Raw genomic sequence first — 17,284 nt, 5'->3', positions numbered from 1 at the left:
TTAGGAGATGATCATTATGAACAAACCAAAAATTGTAGTCTTAGGATCTGGGTACGGTGGAATTATTACGACAAAAAAATTAGAAAAACTACTAAAATCAGGCGAAGCTGATGTAACGCTTATTAATAAACATTCTTATCATTACATTACTACTCAGTTACACAAAACGAGCGCTGGAACTGCTCAAGATAATAAAATTGCATTACCGATCGCAGAGTTAATCAATAACGAAAAAATAAACTTTAAAAAAGCGACGGTTTCTTCGTTAAATTTTGATGATAAGCAAGTGTTATTAGAAAATGATGAAACTGTTGAGTATGATTATTTACTTGTCGCACTCGGATTTCAAGTTGAAACATTTGGTATCCCTGGTATTGAAGACCACGCTTTTAAGATTCGTAGTTTCCGAAGTTCTAAAGCGATTTACCACCATATTGAAAATCAATTTTCAAAGTACCAAGAAGATCACGACCCTGCTAGATTAACGTTTGCAGTCGCAGGTGCTGGCTTTACTGGTGTTGAGATGGTCGGTGAATTAGTTGAGAACTTAAAGAATCTAGCGGAAAAACATGATGTTCCTTATGAAAAAGTGCAAATTATTAATATCGAAGCGTCACCAAATTTACTTCCAGGCTTTGCCCTAGACGCAGTTAAATATACGACGGAGCTTTTTAAAACGATGGGCGTTAAATTGATGACTTCTACTAAAATACTAGAATGTACAGAGAATTATGTAAAGGTTGATTCTGGTGAAATTGCAACGAAAACGTTGATTTGGTCTTGCGGAGTACGAGGGCATCAGCTATTTGAAGAAGCTGGTTTAGAAACTATACGTGGAAAAATGAAAGTCGATAAGTTTTTACGCATACCAAACTTAGAAGATGTATATTGCATTGGTGACAACGCACACTTTATGGTCGATGAAAAAACAGCACTCCCTCCTACTGCTCAAGTTGCGATGCAACAAGGCCCGGTTTGTGCCGAGAATATCGTTGCAACGATGCGTGGTACAGAGTTAAAAGAATTTGAATATAATCATAAAGGTTCAGTAGCATCGATTAGTGACTACTATGCGGTAGGAAAAGTAGGTAATTTCGTAATTAAAGGGAAATTCGCAGCATTAATGAAACAAGTCGTCGAAGCAAAGTACTTATTCGCTCTAGGTGGTCCCGGGCTAGTATTCAAACAAACGCTCGGCCTTAACCCACTCGGTTTTGTTAAAAGAACTGTAAAACAATAATTGCACGATAAGCTGACCAATAATTGCTTTTTTTGCTCCATAGGAAACTAGAAGAAAATGTATAGTTATTTACATTTTCTTCTAGTATTAAACTTATTTTAAATCAATTCTCATCGCTATAGCGGTTGTTTTCTTATTACCAATTTCGTAGTCTGGGACTCTTTTAAACTCTTTAAAGCCTAACTTCCTCCAAAACTTTAGCGCTCGATGATTTTCTATTAATACACCTAGTCTTATTTCAGAAAAATCGTTAGTTTCTATCCATTGTTTAAAACTCGAAAACAGCCCTTCACCTAAACCTTTACTTCTATAGTGAGGATCCATCAACATTAGCCCCATAAACCAAGTTCCTTCTGGGAAATTATTTCTAATTTATTGGCCACATCTCTTTAGGGTTTAATTCATATTCCCCACCTTGTCGGAACATAAATTGACACATAACAAATTCACGGCGAATTGTGGCAAAGTCTTCGTGAAATTTCTTAATATGTTCGTTGATTTCTCGTTCCGTATACTTTTTACCAATGTCTAATTGCTTCACCATATGCTCTAAAATAATGAGTCGTTTTTTGCGTTGTGCAGGAATAGTTTTCAGGGAACCATCTGCTTGAATAAAGTTTTTAATCACCTTATATTTTTCCTCATCCTCTACTTGTGCAAGCTTCATCTCGTCAGTTCCGAGACGTAAAATCGCTTCAGCCATAAAGGTCAGCTTTTTTTCATTCAAGTAAAAATAAATCGTGTTCTTTTCACGTCGTTGAAAGATAATGTCAATTTCGCGTAGCTTTGCGATATGGTGCGAAATCGTTGGTGCTGTAAGCCCCAATTTCCCTGCTATCGCCTGACCGTGCAGTGGGCCTTCCTTTAATAACGAAATAATCCGAATTCTCGTTTCATCTCCTAGCGCCTTATGAAATTTAACGAGTCTACTTAGTTGCATATAAACTCCTCCTTTAACAACCATCTAATTTGATTATAATCTAATTAGATGCTTGTAACAATAGTCTGTGGATATAAATAAAACATTTTTAACAAAAAAAGCCACTATTACGAAAGTAAGTGACTCGATCTTTATTCGACAAGTGACAGGCACTTGTCTAATAAAGATCATTTTTGGTGATTATGAAATTCACTCAATTGGCTGAGGAAATATTGTACGAACTTCTCTGAATACAGTCTTGCAGCAACAAATGGTGGTTTACTCTTTGTCGCTCCTTCAAGTGGATGGCCCAGCCAAATAACCGATTCGTCGATGATGACAAATGGAAAAGGTAAGTCAGCTTCGATATAATGAACCTGCCGATTACTCAATGCACGCTGCTTACAAACGATCGAAATGTTTACTCCTTCACTTATCGACGAAATCACTTCTTGCCATTCTGGAGTTAACTCAGTATTCTGTGGTAAAGAAATGAACACTGATTTCTTGGCTATTTTCACGTCTTTAAAAACAGGTTCAAGTTTTAACGCGTGGAGCCATTGTAGTTTCTTATGTTGATGTTTAATCCAAGTGCCAATTTGTTGGTGATCCATAACTTGCTTTTCTTTTTCTTGATGGTCGACGAGTTGCCGTAACGTTTTTCCTTGGTAAACATGATTTTTTATAAAATGACGATCACTGACGTGAAGAAACTTTCCTTTCGTCCGAGTAATCGCAACATTAACGAGGCGCTCGCTATCTTTTCCAGTTAAAAGCATACTTGAACGTTCCTCAGGATAGCTATCGACGGTGTCAAAAATCATAACGTCACGTTCACTGCCTTGAAAACGGTGGACAGTTGCGGCGATAATATCAGCATCCGCGCGTTCGTTTTCATAAATACATTTCAATAGTTGCTCCATTAACAACGCCTGCGCGCGATACGGAGTTACATAACCGATCGACTTCACACCGGCAACATAAGATTCATGAATAAGTTGAAATGAAATCAACAATTGCCATACGTTCATACGAGATTTCGACGATTTTTCTTGAATACAGTGCTGCCCTGTAAAACTCGTATCGACTAAAATCGAAGCCAGGTTTGGAAAAGGTGCCCGGGCTACTAATTCATTTCGCTTCTTCTCCATACTGCGATGATCATACACCTTCCCACCATAAATAAAGCGATTCGTAAACGCCGATACATGTGGATGCATACGGCGTTGCTCTTTTAATAACATTAAGTGCGGGTGTAAATTGTTATTAGTCACCGTCTCAACGACCCCAGAGCGATGAAAAATATCTTCTTTTAACCACTTGTCGACTAACGAATGCCTGGATGCGGCAATTGGCGGTAACTGTTTAAAATCACCGGATACAATCACGCGCTTGCCGAGACTTGCCGCAAATGCTGTTTGTGGAACATAGGCCATACTTGCTTCATCAATGATGACGAGATCAAAAGTTTTTTCATAAATGGCAGGATCGTTAGCTGCTTTCGCTAATGTCGTTCCAACCACCTTTGCTTCTTTTAAAAATATCAATTCCTTTTGGCGAACTTTTTCTAATAAAGTGGCTAACTTTTTTTCCATGGCTAGTAAGCTTTCGCTATCTCGTCGACTAAATGATTGAGATAAATCTTGTTTTAACAACCGTCTTTCTTGGGCAACCGTTTCTTTTTCTTTCGCTAGTTTTGGTTCATGTGCTTCTAGTAGTTTTTGTGTCGTCACAGCCTCAACCGACGTCTGTTTGGACCCTGAGCCGTACCTTAGCACATCCCCTTCTTTAAACCGTGATTTTTTTATTAAAAAATGAACAATTTCCTCAAGTAACACATCGACCGCCTGATTACTGTGGGATAATATCAGCACCCGTTTCCCTTGAAAATACTTATTCGCGGCAACTCGCGCTAACGTGTACGTTTTTCCAGTCCCTGGTGGTCCCCAAACGAATGTTGCTGGATTATATTTTGATCGATAAAATAACTCATGAGCATTCGTTTTGTTTTTTTCAATTGAATGTTTTGCTGGTGCGTTCGGCTCGACTAACTGCTTCATTCGTTGAAGTTTTTTCTTACTTTTTTTCGCTTCATCCAAACGTAAGCCCAGTTCTTCTAATAACTCCCACGGATCGTAAAAAAGAATAGCTTCACCAATTAAATCCCCTAATGATTTTTCAAGCGAAACGAGGATACTACTTCCTTCTGAAGATAACATTTTGCCACTGACCTTCAAGCTTTCCCATTGTACGCTAATCATTGAGCCTACTGGAACGGAGATTGGCAGTGACGTTTCAAAATAGTAAGTAAAACCGTTTTGGCTTGTTATTAAACGACCACTTTTCAGCTTATATTTCGTACTTCCGTATTTTTTTAAATGATGAATTTCGATGTGCAGTGCTTCTTGCCACTCTTTGATGTATTTCATCGGTGATCTTCCTTTTTCGTAAAATTAAAGATTGTTGCCTCTTCTAGTGAAAAAAATAAAGCGCCCAATCATAAAGATTGAGCGATTTACCTTTTAATACTATAGCATATTTTATCGGTTAAGGTGTAATTGGTATAATTCTAGTACCCTTTATAGAAACAAATCAAAATAGTTTATTTAAGAGTAAGATTGTTGTAATGTAATTACATAAATGTAGTTGCACTGGAGGTCGTTGATGTCTAACACCTCAACTTTTACTATTAAAAAGTGGTGCGTACGCGTAAACGGCTGGGGTTCCGCCTGAATGTAAAAACAAGACATTATCGCTCGGTTTAAAATAATCTTTGCGTATTAGATCAATTAAACCGGCCATCGTTTTTCCTGTATACACTGGGTCTAAAATGATCGCTTCTGTTTGCCCGAGTAACTTAACCGCCTCCACCATTTCTTCGGTTGGTAGCGCATATCCCGGTCCTACATATTCATCAAAACACATAATTGTAGCGCGAGGAACTTCTCTTTCAATCCCAATGTGCGCAGCGGTTGCTTTCGTTAGTTCATACAATTTTTCTTCTTGTTCTTTTTTTTCTCGACTAATATTAATGCCGATGACTTTCGTTTCACGCTCTAAACCGAAGAAACCTGAGATTAAACCAGCTTGCATACCGGCACTACCACTTGTACAAACAACATAGTCAAATTTTACTCCTATTTCCTTTTCTTGCTGAACGATTTCTTCGGCACACGCTGCATAACCAGTTGAGCCAATGACATTCGACCCACCAACTGGGATTACATATGGGTTTCGCCCCTCTTCGCGTAATTGTTGCGCAAGTGCGTCCATTTCTTCATATACATCAGTGCCGTTCGGAACAATTTTAATCGCCTCCGTACCTAACAGCTGATATAGAAGATAATTACCGCTCGTATCTGTATGAAATTGCGAGACCACGTTCTCCTCTAAAACTAGCATGCACTTTAACCCTTCTTTGACACATGCGGATAACGTTAATCGGCAGTGATTCGATTGGATTCCTCCAGCAGTGATGATCGTATCTGCGCCCTTCTCAATAGCATCAGCAATTAAAAACTCGAGCTTTCGTGTTTTATTGCCGCCCTCTGTAAGGCCTAATTGATCATCTCTTTTTATGTATACATTTGCTCCGCCTAACGCTTTAGAAAATCGAGCTACCTTTTCAATGGGTGTCGCTGTTTTTGTATAACGATTTCTAGGAAACTTAGTAAGATTCAATGGTTTCTCCCCCTATAAAATAGTATTTAGTCAAGCAGACATGTACCGACGCTTTTAGATGAAGGATAGGATACAAAACCTAAAACGGCTCCTTTACTTGAAAATATTTTCGTAACAGTTCCGCTAGGAAATCGAGAGGTGTTGTCTCTACTTGCCGATACACTTTGTCTATATACAAATGTGTCGCATTTGGTAGCTCATGTTTTAATTGTTTTCTTAATTTTTCACCGGCATCATCGGCATCAACTAGTATATAAACGTCGTTGTCTTCAATAGGATAAATGATCGTCTCAAGCTTCTCTTCACTTAAAGTTCCGTAAGTGCAAATAATATTTACCGATTCATCAAGTACTTTCTCGACTGTTTTACGATCATTTTTACCCTCGACAATTAAAACTTTATCCTCCATGTTCCTCATCCTTAATCCATAAAGTAGTCTAATAGTATATTAAATAATACTTTCATTCGAGTGAATTTCATAGTTCCAAAAAAGAGTCACATCAGAAATATATAGTTACAAAGTGTTTTGGTGCAACTATATATTGACTACTTAGATCGAACTTTAATAAAAGCAACTTTAAGATAGTTTCCTTCTTTATACTGTTTCATTGTTCGAAAATCATCAGGAAGTGAAAACTCCTCAACGATCTCGTATTTCGCATTCGACTCTTTAAAAGCAGTGTCGATAAAGCCTTTAAATTTTTGCATATCAAAGGTTGCGCAATTCGTCGACGCAACAATAACTCCTTGATCGTTCGTAATCGCAATCGCTTCTTTTAAGAGTTGTTTATAATCTTTTGCGGCACTAAATGTGTATTTTTTAGACCGGGCAAAGCTTGGTGGGTCAAGGATGACCATATCAAAGCTTAAGTTTTTCTTGACGGCATATTTAAAGTACTTAAACACGTCTTCAACAATTATGTCTTGTGCCTCATAGTCGATATTGTTAATGCTGAACTGTTCAATCGTCTTCGCTAAACTGCGATTAGCAAGGTCAACACTCGTCGTTTTTGCGGCGTTCCCTAGTGCCGCAAAAATCGAAAAGGCTCCTGTATATGAAAAAGTATTGAGTACCGTCTTTCCTTCGGCATAATGATCACGGATTGTTTTTCTGACTTCGCGTTGGTCAAGAAAAACACCGACCATTGCCCCTTCATTTAAATAAACGGCGAAATGGACGCCATTTTCTTTGACGACTAGCGGGAATTGTCCTCTCTCACCCGTGACAAAATCATCTTCTTCTATGTATTGACCATCTTGATTAAAACGCTTTTTCTGATAGATCCCTTTGTAATCAACGAGTTTTTTTAATGAAGAAAGCACATACTCACTAAACTTAAAAATGCCTTCACTGTACCAATTAATTAAATAATAACCATCAAAATAGTCGATTGTTAAGCCGCCAATCCCGTCACCTTCCGCATTAAACACACGAAAAGCCGTCGTTTCTTTATTATTATAAAACGACTTTCTTTTATTGAACGCAGTTTTCAGTTTTTTTTCAAAAAAAGCTTCATCAATTTTTTCGTTGGCATTTTGAGTAAGTATCCAACCATATCCTTTGTTTTGTTTACCGTAATAGCCTTTAGCGATCAGCGATTGACGGTCGTCAACCAGTTTAACGACCGTACCTTCCTCTTTTAAGTCATTAATATTAATGATTGCTTCCTTAAATATTAACGGATACCCAGCTTTAAATTTTTTTACGAACTTCGGTTTTACTTTTAAAATCATTTCAGTTTCCATAGTCACCAACCTGTTCCACATTATCATTCTCTCTATTTTCACATAAGTAATAGGGCGATGTCACGTTTTCAAACAAAAAAGCCCGAACACGTTGACGAATAAGCTATTCTCCAACGGGTTCAGACCAACAAAAACTATTTATTATTTTTATTTTGATCTTTTTTTAATGCCTTCTTTAATGACGCATTTTCTTCTTTCAACTGCTTTTTAAATGTGAGCTCTTCTTCTTTTAATTGTTTCTTTAATGCCATGTTTTCTTCTTTTAATCGTAATTTATCTTCTTTAAGCTTTACTTTCTCTTCTTTCATTTTCAACCTAGTTAACTTATCTTGGTATAGTATGATGTGTTCACGGCGCAACTCTTTAAATAAAGAGATAATCATAAAGATCATAACAACGGTGAACGGTAATGCGGCTATGATTGCTGCTGTTTGTAAAGCATCCAATCCACCCGAAGCAAGTAGTACCGCTGCTGCAGCAGACTGAATGAATCCCCAAATTAATTTAACTGAATTTGGCGGATTTAGACTTCCATTTGTCGTCTGCATTCCGAGTACAAACGTCGCTGAATCGGCAGAAGTAATAAAAAACGAACAAATAAGAAAGATTGCAATAAGCGAAATAATCATGCTAAGTGGGAATTGTTGTAATAACGTAAATAACGCTACCTCCATTCCACTTGATTCGATAACGTTCATAATACCAATATTATCGTTCATATCTAACGAAATCGCTGTACCACCAAAAACGGAAAACCATAAAGCACTAAATAAAGTTGGAACTGCTAAAACCCCAATTACAAATTCACGGATCGTACGACCACGAGAAACACGTGCAATGAATGTACCTACGAAAGGAGCCCAAGAGATCCACCAAGCCCAGTAGAAAATCGTCCAACCTTGAACCCAGTTCGTTTCAGGGTTAAAAGGGTCCATTCTGAAACTCATACTGACAATATTTTGAAAGTAATTTCCGAGAGTTTGTGTAAATGCCCCCATAATGTACGTTGTTGGACCTAAAAATAACACGAACAACATTAAAGTAACGGCTAAATATACATTCGTCTTACTGAGAATACGAATTCCGCGATTTAATCCTGTTAGCGCAGAAATCATATATAAAATCGTAATAATGATAATGATGATGAATTGAGTGGCAAATGTATTAGAAATCGCAGGTGTGATCTCTGATAAGCCTCCTGATATTTGCATCGTACCAAAACCGAGCGACGTCGCAACCCCGATAATTGTCGCAAATACGACTAATACGTTAATCATTGTCCCCATTCCACCGTCGACTCGATCGCCGATTAACGGACGGAATGTTGCACTAATGACTCCAGAATATCCTTTACGAAATTGAAAATAAGCTAAAACAAGTGCAACCATTGCATAAATAGCCCACGGATGGAGTCCCCAATGGAAGAACGAATATCGTAAAGCTTGTCCAGCTGCTTGATAGTCTGTTACATTCTCATGTGGTGGAAAATAAAAATGATACATCGGCTCAGCGACACCCCAGAAGACTAAACCAATCCCCATTCCAGCTGTAAATAGGAATGAAAACCATGTGAGATAGTTATATTCTGGTTGTTCGTCAGGCTTCCCTAACTTTATTTTTCCGTACGGGCTAAAAATCAAAAATAAAGCGACGGCTAAAAAGGCGCTCGCTGCTAATAAGTAAAACCAGCCAAATTCATAAGTGATGAATTCTTGTATTAGACTTGTAACTTTATCTAAATTGTTTGGAGCAAATGCTCCCCATAAAATGAAAGTTATCGCTAATATCGCAGAAATCGTAAAAACGGGCGTTAATTTCTTCAAGTAATATTCTCCTTTATTAAATTATTTAAATTTAGTAACGGGTGTAATTAGTATTGCTTGTTCGTAGTTCTATTATATTTTGCCGATACTGTTTTTGAATACAATACTAAACCGATAAAAGTGACAACCTAATTAAAAGTAAATTTTAAAATACTAGTAAATCATTTTAATACGTATAGATTATCATGCCTCCATCAAAGTATTCGTTAGTCACTTACTCCTTATTTAAAAACCTTTATAATGATAACATAATCAAGCAAACTATGGAAATAAATTAACCGTAATTAGAGGTTAATATAGGCTATTCAAAAAGACAGAGCTGTCCCGTAAGTGTCAGAGACCATGTAGATCTTACTAAAATATAGACGTATAAATTTATTCCGTTTATATTTGGTACCTAACGGTGCCTACTTTCTTTTGAGATAGCTCCACATAATTTATGACGATTGCTCTTTAGCATATTTAGGTTGTTCTTTTGGAAGAAATGTAGCTACTAAAATTGCACAAACGGTAGCGATCACCGCTAAAATAATGAATACCGAATGAAGTCCTGCCGCCAGAAGTTCAGGTGCTACGTTCGTTCCGTTATTCGTGTGCCCACCGATATGTTGGTTTAAAACAGCACCAAGCACGGCAATACCGAGCGTCTGACCGAGCGTACGAAGAAAAGCATTCGATGATGCTGCGGCACCTCGGTTATTCCAATCGACAGAAGATTGAACAATGACAGTAAAAACCGTAAACGACAAACCAAATCCTAAACCGATAAAAAACATGACAATGACAAGAAATACATTTGATGTCGTACTTGTGATAAATGTAAGTGCAAATGTTCCTAAGGCGATTAATATGACACCGACGAGAGAAATTGGCTTTGTCCCAACTCGAACGATAATGCGACCGCTAATAAAAGCTCCTAATGGCCAGCCTAGTGACATCGGAATTAATGTTAAACCTGAGGCCGTAGCTGCTAAGAGAAGCACCCCTTGCACCCAAAGCGGTAAATAGGCTGTTAGCCCGATCAGAATAGCGCCTAATAGTAATCCGCTTAAGTTAACAATTAATAAGTGACGATTTTTAAATAAATGGAACGGAACCATTGGCTCCTTTACTTTTAATTGAACAATAATAAAGATGAATAGGAACACAAATGCGACACCGAACAGAACGATCATGATACTGTCGTTCCAAGCGATTTCATTTCCGCCTGATAATAGTGCGTAAAGTAGTGCACTCGCACCGATAATGAAGGTAATCGCACCGCCATAGTCGATCGAACGCTTCCGCTTCTCGATTTTCTCTTCTAAATACTTTCCGATTAAGTGCATGGAAATGAGTCCAAATGGAATGTTGATGTAGAAAATCCAGTTCCATGTCAAATAATCGACGAAAAAACCGCCGACTAACGGTCCGAAAATACCGGCAATCCCCCAAATCGATCCGATGATTGCTTGCACTTTCGCTCTTTGTTCATACTTAAATACATCACCAACAATCGTAAATGTCATTGGCATTAACGCTCCTGCCCCAACACCTTGTAGTGCCCGAAACAAAATCAGTTGCTCCATCGATTGGGATAGACCACATAAGGCAGAGCCGATTAAAAACAAAGTGGCGCCCGTAATAAATATCTTTTTTCTTCCAAATAAGTCAGCGAGTTTACCAAAAATCGGTGTCATTACCGCGTAAGTTAATAAATAAATCGCAAATACCCAACTAATTAAATCTAGACCACCGAGGTCACTCGTGATCACAGGCATTGCCGTGCTAATTACAGTTACTTCGATTGCTGCTAAAAACGTTGCTATTATGAGTGCTATAGTTATGTTACGTTGATATCGATTCATGAGAACCCTTTCTTTTTACTATGAGAATTTATAAGATTGAGGGTGATCATATGTACGTATTTCCCCCATCTTCTAATTTTATGCCTGTTGAAGGCGTCAACGTGCACGGATTTACCACTTTCTTCCAAATTCGTACATATTGAAGACGTTAACGCGCATGTATTTACCACTTTTTTACAAATCTGTGCGCGTTGAAGGCGTCAACACGTACGGTTTTTCCATATTATTCCAAATTCATGCATGTTGAAGGCGTCAACGTGCACTTATTTTACACCATCTTCCAAATCCGTGCATGTTGAAGCAGTCACAGTGAATAGGTCACTTCCCCTCGACAAACCGTCATAATGACGTCTTTTTGATCATTAAGCACGACAAGATCTGCATCTTTCCCTTCTTTAATACTTCCCTTCCGCTGAAAAACATTTAACCTTTTGGCTGGATTTTCAGATGTCATGACAACGATTTCCTGAAGCGAACAGCCTGTATAGGAGATCATATTTTTAATAGCTTCGTTCATCGTCAAAGTACTACCGGCTAAGGTGCCATCAGCTAATAGCGGCTGTCCATCAATTAAGTTCACTGATTGCCCTCCCAATTCATAACAACCATCCTTTAGTCCTGTTGCTCTGATTGCATCGGTAATTAAGATGATTTGATTGGCTTGTTTCGCTTTATAGGTGAGCTTAACTATTTCAGGATGTACATGAATACCATCGACAATGAGCTCTACAAATAATTCATCGTTCGCTAATGCAGCACCAACAACCCCAGGGTCACGGTGGTGCATTCCACTTAATGCATTGTATAAATGTGTAACATGTGTCGCGCCAGCCTCAATTGCTCGCTCTACATGCTGATAGTTGGCGTCTGAATGGCCAATCGAAATAATAACACCAAGTTCATTTAATTGTTTTATAAACTCGATTCCATTTTCTACTTCTGGTGCCACCGTTACTACTTTGATCGTTACATCTGCTAAATTTCGCCATTTTTTAAAAAGTGGAACGTTTGGTTTGAGAATATAGTTGCTTGGTTGAGCCCCAGCTTTATGCGATGAAATAAATGGTCCTTCAAGGTGGATGCCTAAAATTTCTGCCTCGCAACCGCTTTGTTTTTTCATGTAAGAAGCAGTATTTTTTAGGGTAGTTTCAATTTTATTGCTACGATGAGTCATTGTAGTTGCTAAAAAACTAGTAACCCCTTCTTTCGGTAACGATTTTGCTATATTCGCGAGCGCCGAATGAGTACCATCCATTACATCTGAACCGTTCCCTCCATGAATGTGAATATCAATCATTCCAGGAATTAACGTAAAACGGGGTGAAAACTTAAATTGTTCAACCTCTGTTTCGGTAGGATAGTCAGACATACGACCAACTCTGGCGATTTTACCGTTTTTTACTTGTAGGAAACCGGACGGAATCGTGGTCGTTTCGGTAATGATATTAATGTTTGTGATAAAGAATTCTTTCATATTTATATTAACTCTTTTTTTTAGCAATTGCTTCAAAAGTAATCGTTTGTTCTTTATTTACCGGGTACTGTCCGTAGTTATAGTCTGCAGAAATGACGATCTGGTCAAATCCGATACTTTCTAGCAACATTTTGAATTCCTCTACTCCATACCATCGTAACGGAAAACGTTCTAATTCGGTTTGAATAAGGTTACCATTACGCCATTTTTCGTAACGGCCATGAGAAACGGTATACTGGTTAATATAATCGACTTCGACCGTTTTATTTTCGAATGTAATTATATCGCCATTTCCTAATTCCCACGTTTTCGTTGTGATTTGATTAAGTGCAATATCTGTTTGTAAAAAAAGATCAACAATTAGGCGCCCACCATCAGTAAGATGCTTGTAAAAATTTTTTAGAGCTTCAATAGACTGTTCCCGCTCATGTAATAATAGAAATGTCCCTGTTGGAACGATGATCACATCATACTTTGAATTTAATGTAAAAGACTCCATCCGCCCCTCGAAAAGAGTCGTACTTAAACCTCTTTTTTCGCAGTTTTTACGACAAATACTTAACATTTCCTCCGAAAGGTCAAAACCATCCACCTGAAACCCAGCTTCTAAAAGTGGTATAAGAATACGTCCCGTACCTGTTGCGGGCTCTAAAATACGCCCTTCTTTTATAGGTGCAAGTCGTTCTAGATAATATTCCACATCTCCGAACGAATGACCGATCGGCTTATCAATATCATATACTTGTGACGATAGCTTACTATAATAACTTAACAATTTAAATCCCACCTACTTAATTTTTGATTTACTTATAGGTTACCTTTGAAGTATTCACTCACTTATTTTACTGTTTCTACTTTTTCGTTTTCTATTTCTTTGTAACTGTTTAGGTAGTCATCGATCGATTTCCCTGTTACCCTTTCGCAAAATTCCCACACTTCATTTGTCATTGTTGGATCATCGGCATAATATGGGTAAAGGCTCGAGCCGGTCACTTGTTTTATATCATGAATAAAGCCTTGCGGTTGCTTTGGCGCAGCTTCCATAATCTCAAGTTTATCGTTAAACAGCTTCCCTGTTGTGTCTTTATAGTTCTCAGAAGTACAAATTTCATAGTAATTGTTTGCCATATAGCTAGGCGGACGAAAAAATCGGTTTTGCACTCTTGCAATCAATCGGTACCTTAGAGTAACTTTTTGAAGGGTTTCTTTTGACATCGTGGCACCGTTAATTTGTAGTGCGTTTACTTTAATGCCGTGATTTTTGAATTCGTCTGCCATTTTAAAAGTAAGCAGCATCAACGCCATTTTTGATTGGCAGTACATTTTATATACTGAATATTTAGGATCGTTATTTTCTCCTTGTAAATTACTAAACTCAATTTTTTTCTTAGGGTCAAAAAAGTGTTTAATAATGTTACTACCCGCATTTAAAATTCGCGCATCGTCGGACTTTTTCAGCTGATCTAAAAGTAAACATGTGATTAAATAAGGTCCAACGACGTTCGTATTAAATGTCATTTCAATTCCATCATCACTCACACAATATTTTGCGCCGTGATTAAAATAAGCAGCATTATGAATTAAAATGTCCAATGTTTCATAGCGTTTTTTAAATTCTTCGCAAAATTGATGAATCGATTGAAATGAAGAGGCATCAAGCTTCATGAGTTCGACGTTTCGGTTTTGAGTCGCCTCAATAATGTCCTTATGAACTTTCTCACTCTTTTCGATATTTCGACATGCCATGATCACAGTGTAACCTTCTTTGGCAAATTGCAGCGTAGCAGCTTTACCAATTCCAGAGTTTGCTCCAGTAATAATCACCGTTCGCTTTTTCATTTTCACTCATCCCTTATTTTTAAAATTTAATCTTCTTTTTTATTTAGATGGGCAGCGGCAATGACGTCATTAGCAGTACTTTCAAGTATCTCTATCATCTTTTCTTCGTTAAATTCGTCTGGAAGTAACTCATTTGCAACCATTATCGAAAGACCTGTTTGGAAGATTTTCATTTTTAGTAAAATTTCTTGAAGCTCTTCATCTGTAAAACCTTTTAAGTCTGCATCTTGTTTCATAAGCTCAATAATATCGCTGTTACTTCCTTGTTCTAATTTTTTAATAAATTTGTTCTGGTTCATTACTAAGTCTTTAAAAAGCACACTATAATGTTTCGCAAAACGAATACTCGCGACACCGATGTCACGAAAAGGCCTTCCACTATTTTCTTGTTGTAAAAGCTGTTGACTCACAGCAAATATTTTATTTACAACCTCCTCTATAAGTTCATCAACATCCTTGAAGTTTACATAGATAGGCGCGATCGAACTACCTAATTTTTCGGCGACTTTTCTAATCGTGATATTGTCAATCCCTTCAGTTCTTGCTATATCAAAAGCTGCGTCAACGATTTGTTGTTTCGAAAACTTCTTTTTCGGCGGCATAATTTCCCTCCTTTATGGTGTCTGACACCCCTCGTGGACATTTCGGCATTTTGTCCACGAGGGGTGGACATTTCCGCTGTAGTAGATCATCTGTTATATATCTTTTGTTATATATCAATCGTAATACATTCTTTTTATTTTGTAAACTGTTTTTTACCATAAATTTGTATTTACCTTTCCTATTTTTACCAGTCTGTTATGTAATATTATTTTACAGATAAGATAAAGTGCCATTGTAAAAAAATCTTGCGAAGGAAAGTAAGCTACTTTATTAATGAAACACAAAAAACCTTACTACCCGGAATAGTAAAGTTGATGTCAGTATATTTACTCTGTTGAAGCAACAGGTCACTTGTTGAAACGCCTTGTAAATTTTTAAACTTAGGAATAAAAGGAGCGATTGTATTGATGATAAGATCGCATTTATATCTAGGAAAGGCAAAAATATTAAACCTCAGTCTATATAAACATTAGTTATTGCCCTTCATACTGTTTTAATTTTTTTATATTATTTATTTCAAGTTCATTATCAGCTTGTCTATGATTAATAAAACGAACACTTTCTTTCAATTCTTGAAGCGATTTTAATATAAAATCATCTGAATTTATATTTTCAATATGCTGTTCCTGTACTTTAATTAGTAATGTCTTTATATCTTCTTTCATCTCAAATTGATTTGACGACAAAGTACCTACTTCATTAGATAGTGACTTCAGTTCACTTCGCATCGCCTCTTGATTAGATGATAAAGTGTTTATTTCACCTCGCATCGCCTCTTGATTAGATGATAAAGTGTTTATTTCACCTCGCATTGCCTCTTGATTGGATGATAAAGTGTTTATTTCACCTCGCATCTCTTTTTGATCAGACGATATCTTTGTAACATCACTACTAACTTTATCGAGTTTTTCTAAAATTATGTCAAGTTTATCAGTCATTTAAAACATTCCTTTCTAAAAGAAATATCGCTATTATTATAGCATTTTAAACTAACTTTTAAAGCACAACATCCCAATTGACTAAAGTTAACAAGTAAATAAAATTACTTACCCTACCACAAAACAAAACCTTTTCCTTTTATCCCTTCTCTATTTCCATTATATAAAACATACGTTCGTAAATAAAGCTTTTTTTGAATTTTCACACAAACAAAAAAGACCGCTCCATTGGAACAGCCCAGGTCAACTCGTAACTATATTTTTATAAACTTCACCAACAACGAATTATTGAGACAAAAACTGATTTAAACTCGTCCATTTTTCTTTGGCATCATTATAACCAAGTTCGTATAAAGCAATTAAATTTTTCTCATTTCGCTCAATCCGTCCTACAGGAAGTTCAATGCTTGGTTTTATTACAAACGTCCTGCCATGTTGCTCCTCTTCTTCAATACAAGAGAGTGTATCGTTATATACTTCGTGTCTTTTTTGCAATAAATCATATATGGCTGGATAAGATCGATAGGTGATTTTAGCCAATGATGCAAATTTACTAGGCTTTCTACGAAAATTTTCAGCTTTCGTCATTACGACCACATTTTTGATATTGCCGTCATGTTGTGATTTTTTGATCGGAATCGGATCAACAAGTCCGCCATCTAAAAGTAACTTCCCATGATATGAAACGGGCGGTGCTACGAACGGCAATGAGCTTGAGGCTCGAATAATTTGTAAAATATTTTCACTATGGTCTGCTTTATCGAAAAAGACGGCTTCTCCTGTATGGCAACAAGTCGCGCCTACTAAAAATCGCTCTTTTCCTTGATTAAACGTATCATAGTCAAAAGGAACTACTCTGTTCGGGATATCATCGAACAAAAAGTCCATTCCAAATAGCTGTCTTTTAAAAATCAAATTCCGTAATGACAAATAACGTGGGTCTTTCACAAGGCTCGTATTGACCTTTTTATTTCTCCCTTTTTGCCGCGATAAGTAGGTAGCAGCCATACAAGCTCCTGCTGAAACCCCAATAACATACGGAAAAAATAATTGTTTTTCTAAAAAATACTCTAGGACGCCTGCGGTGTAAAGACCGCGCATACCGCCCCCTTCTAGAACTAATCCTATATTTTGCATACTCTCAACCCTCAATTATCAATTCTTTTTCTAATTA

General features: G+C 37.1%; 15 protein-coding genes. 1 reads left to right on the top strand and 14 read right to left on the bottom strand.

Annotated features, from left to right (window positions below; all coding sequences use genetic code 11):
- The first annotated feature begins 16 nt into the window (after positions 1 to 16).
- Positions 17 to 1,240 (top strand): NAD(P)/FAD-dependent oxidoreductase, encoded by a 1,224-nt coding sequence (locus BKP35_RS09785; RefSeq protein ID WP_084031564.1) that lies wholly within the window; start codon positions 17 to 19, stop codon positions 1,238 to 1,240.
- A 93-nt stretch (positions 1,241 to 1,333) separates the two neighbouring features.
- On the opposite strand, the gene BKP35_RS09780 is transcribed toward BKP35_RS09785, so the two are convergent.
- The 14 genes from BKP35_RS09780 to BKP35_RS09715 all read right to left on the bottom strand — a co-directional run bounded on the left by BKP35_RS09780 (position 1,334) and on the right by BKP35_RS09715 (position 17,247).
- Entirely contained in the window at positions 1,334 to 1,612 is a 279-nt protein-coding gene (locus tag BKP35_RS09780; RefSeq protein WP_281244215.1) for a GNAT family N-acetyltransferase, read from the bottom strand.
- Complete coding sequence (locus BKP35_RS09775; RefSeq protein ID WP_071313158.1) at positions 1,608 to 2,180, bottom strand: DUF2087 domain-containing protein; 573 nt, start codon at positions 2,178 to 2,180, stop codon at positions 1,608 to 1,610. The genes BKP35_RS09780 and BKP35_RS09775 overlap by 5 nt, the downstream gene beginning before the upstream one ends.
- Positions 2,181 to 2,347: 167 nt before the next feature.
- A complete protein-coding gene (locus BKP35_RS09770) occupies positions 2,348 to 4,588 on the bottom strand; it encodes an AAA domain-containing protein (protein ID WP_071313157.1) in 2,241 nt (746 codons plus the stop codon).
- A gap of 247 nt (positions 4,589 to 4,835) precedes the next feature.
- Complete coding sequence (cuyA, locus tag BKP35_RS09765; protein ID WP_071313156.1) at positions 4,836 to 5,840, bottom strand: D-cysteate sulfo-lyase; 1,005 nt, start codon at positions 5,838 to 5,840, stop codon at positions 4,836 to 4,838.
- Between the two features lie 79 nt (positions 5,841 to 5,919).
- The gene (locus BKP35_RS09760) at positions 5,920 to 6,249 is read right to left on the bottom strand and encodes a ribonuclease M5 (RefSeq protein WP_071313155.1); all 330 of its coding nucleotides are present in this window, start codon (positions 6,247 to 6,249) and stop codon (positions 5,920 to 5,922) included.
- Positions 6,250 to 6,386: 137 nt separating this feature from the next.
- Positions 6,387 to 7,586, bottom strand: a complete 1,200-nt coding sequence (locus BKP35_RS09755) for a class I SAM-dependent rRNA methyltransferase (protein WP_071313154.1) — start codon at positions 7,584 to 7,586, stop codon at positions 6,387 to 6,389.
- Between the two features lie 134 nt (positions 7,587 to 7,720).
- Positions 7,721 to 9,409: a glycine betaine uptake BCCT transporter gene (locus tag BKP35_RS09750; RefSeq protein ID WP_084031563.1), complete on the bottom strand. Its 1,689-nt coding sequence runs from the start codon at positions 9,407 to 9,409 to the stop codon at positions 7,721 to 7,723.
- Positions 9,410 to 9,846: 437 nt separating this feature from the next.
- Positions 9,847 to 11,256 (bottom strand): MDR family MFS transporter, encoded by a 1,410-nt coding sequence (locus BKP35_RS09745; protein WP_071313153.1) that lies wholly within the window; start codon positions 11,254 to 11,256, stop codon positions 9,847 to 9,849.
- A gap of 304 nt (positions 11,257 to 11,560) precedes the next feature.
- Entirely contained in the window at positions 11,561 to 12,730 is a 1,170-nt protein-coding gene (gene nagA / locus BKP35_RS09740; RefSeq protein WP_071313152.1) for an N-acetylglucosamine-6-phosphate deacetylase, read from the bottom strand.
- A gap of 7 nt (positions 12,731 to 12,737) precedes the next feature.
- Entirely contained in the window at positions 12,738 to 13,505 is a 768-nt protein-coding gene (locus BKP35_RS09735) for a class I SAM-dependent methyltransferase (RefSeq protein ID WP_071313151.1), read from the bottom strand.
- Between the two features lie 62 nt (positions 13,506 to 13,567).
- Positions 13,568 to 14,569, bottom strand: a complete 1,002-nt coding sequence (locus BKP35_RS09730; protein WP_071313150.1) for an SDR family NAD(P)-dependent oxidoreductase — start codon at positions 14,567 to 14,569, stop codon at positions 13,568 to 13,570.
- Between the two features lie 26 nt (positions 14,570 to 14,595).
- Positions 14,596 to 15,171 carry a TetR/AcrR family transcriptional regulator gene (locus BKP35_RS09725; protein ID WP_071313149.1) on the bottom strand — a complete coding sequence of 192 codons (576 nt, stop codon included), beginning with the start codon at positions 15,169 to 15,171 and terminating at the stop codon, positions 14,596 to 14,598.
- A gap of 474 nt (positions 15,172 to 15,645) precedes the next feature.
- The gene (locus tag BKP35_RS09720; RefSeq protein WP_071313148.1) at positions 15,646 to 16,110 is read right to left on the bottom strand and encodes a hypothetical protein; all 465 of its coding nucleotides are present in this window, start codon (positions 16,108 to 16,110) and stop codon (positions 15,646 to 15,648) included.
- A 285-nt stretch (positions 16,111 to 16,395) separates the two neighbouring features.
- A complete protein-coding gene (locus tag BKP35_RS09715) occupies positions 16,396 to 17,247 on the bottom strand; it encodes a patatin-like phospholipase family protein (protein ID WP_071313147.1) in 852 nt (283 codons plus the stop codon).
- Positions 17,248 to 17,284 lie beyond the last annotated feature (37 nt).

This window comes from Anaerobacillus arseniciselenatis, from assembly GCF_001865995.1.
Taxonomy (GTDB): domain Bacteria; phylum Bacillota; class Bacilli; order Bacillales; family Anaerobacillaceae; genus Anaerobacillus; species Anaerobacillus arseniciselenatis.
This window is presented reverse-complemented; position numbering and strand designations above follow the sequence as displayed.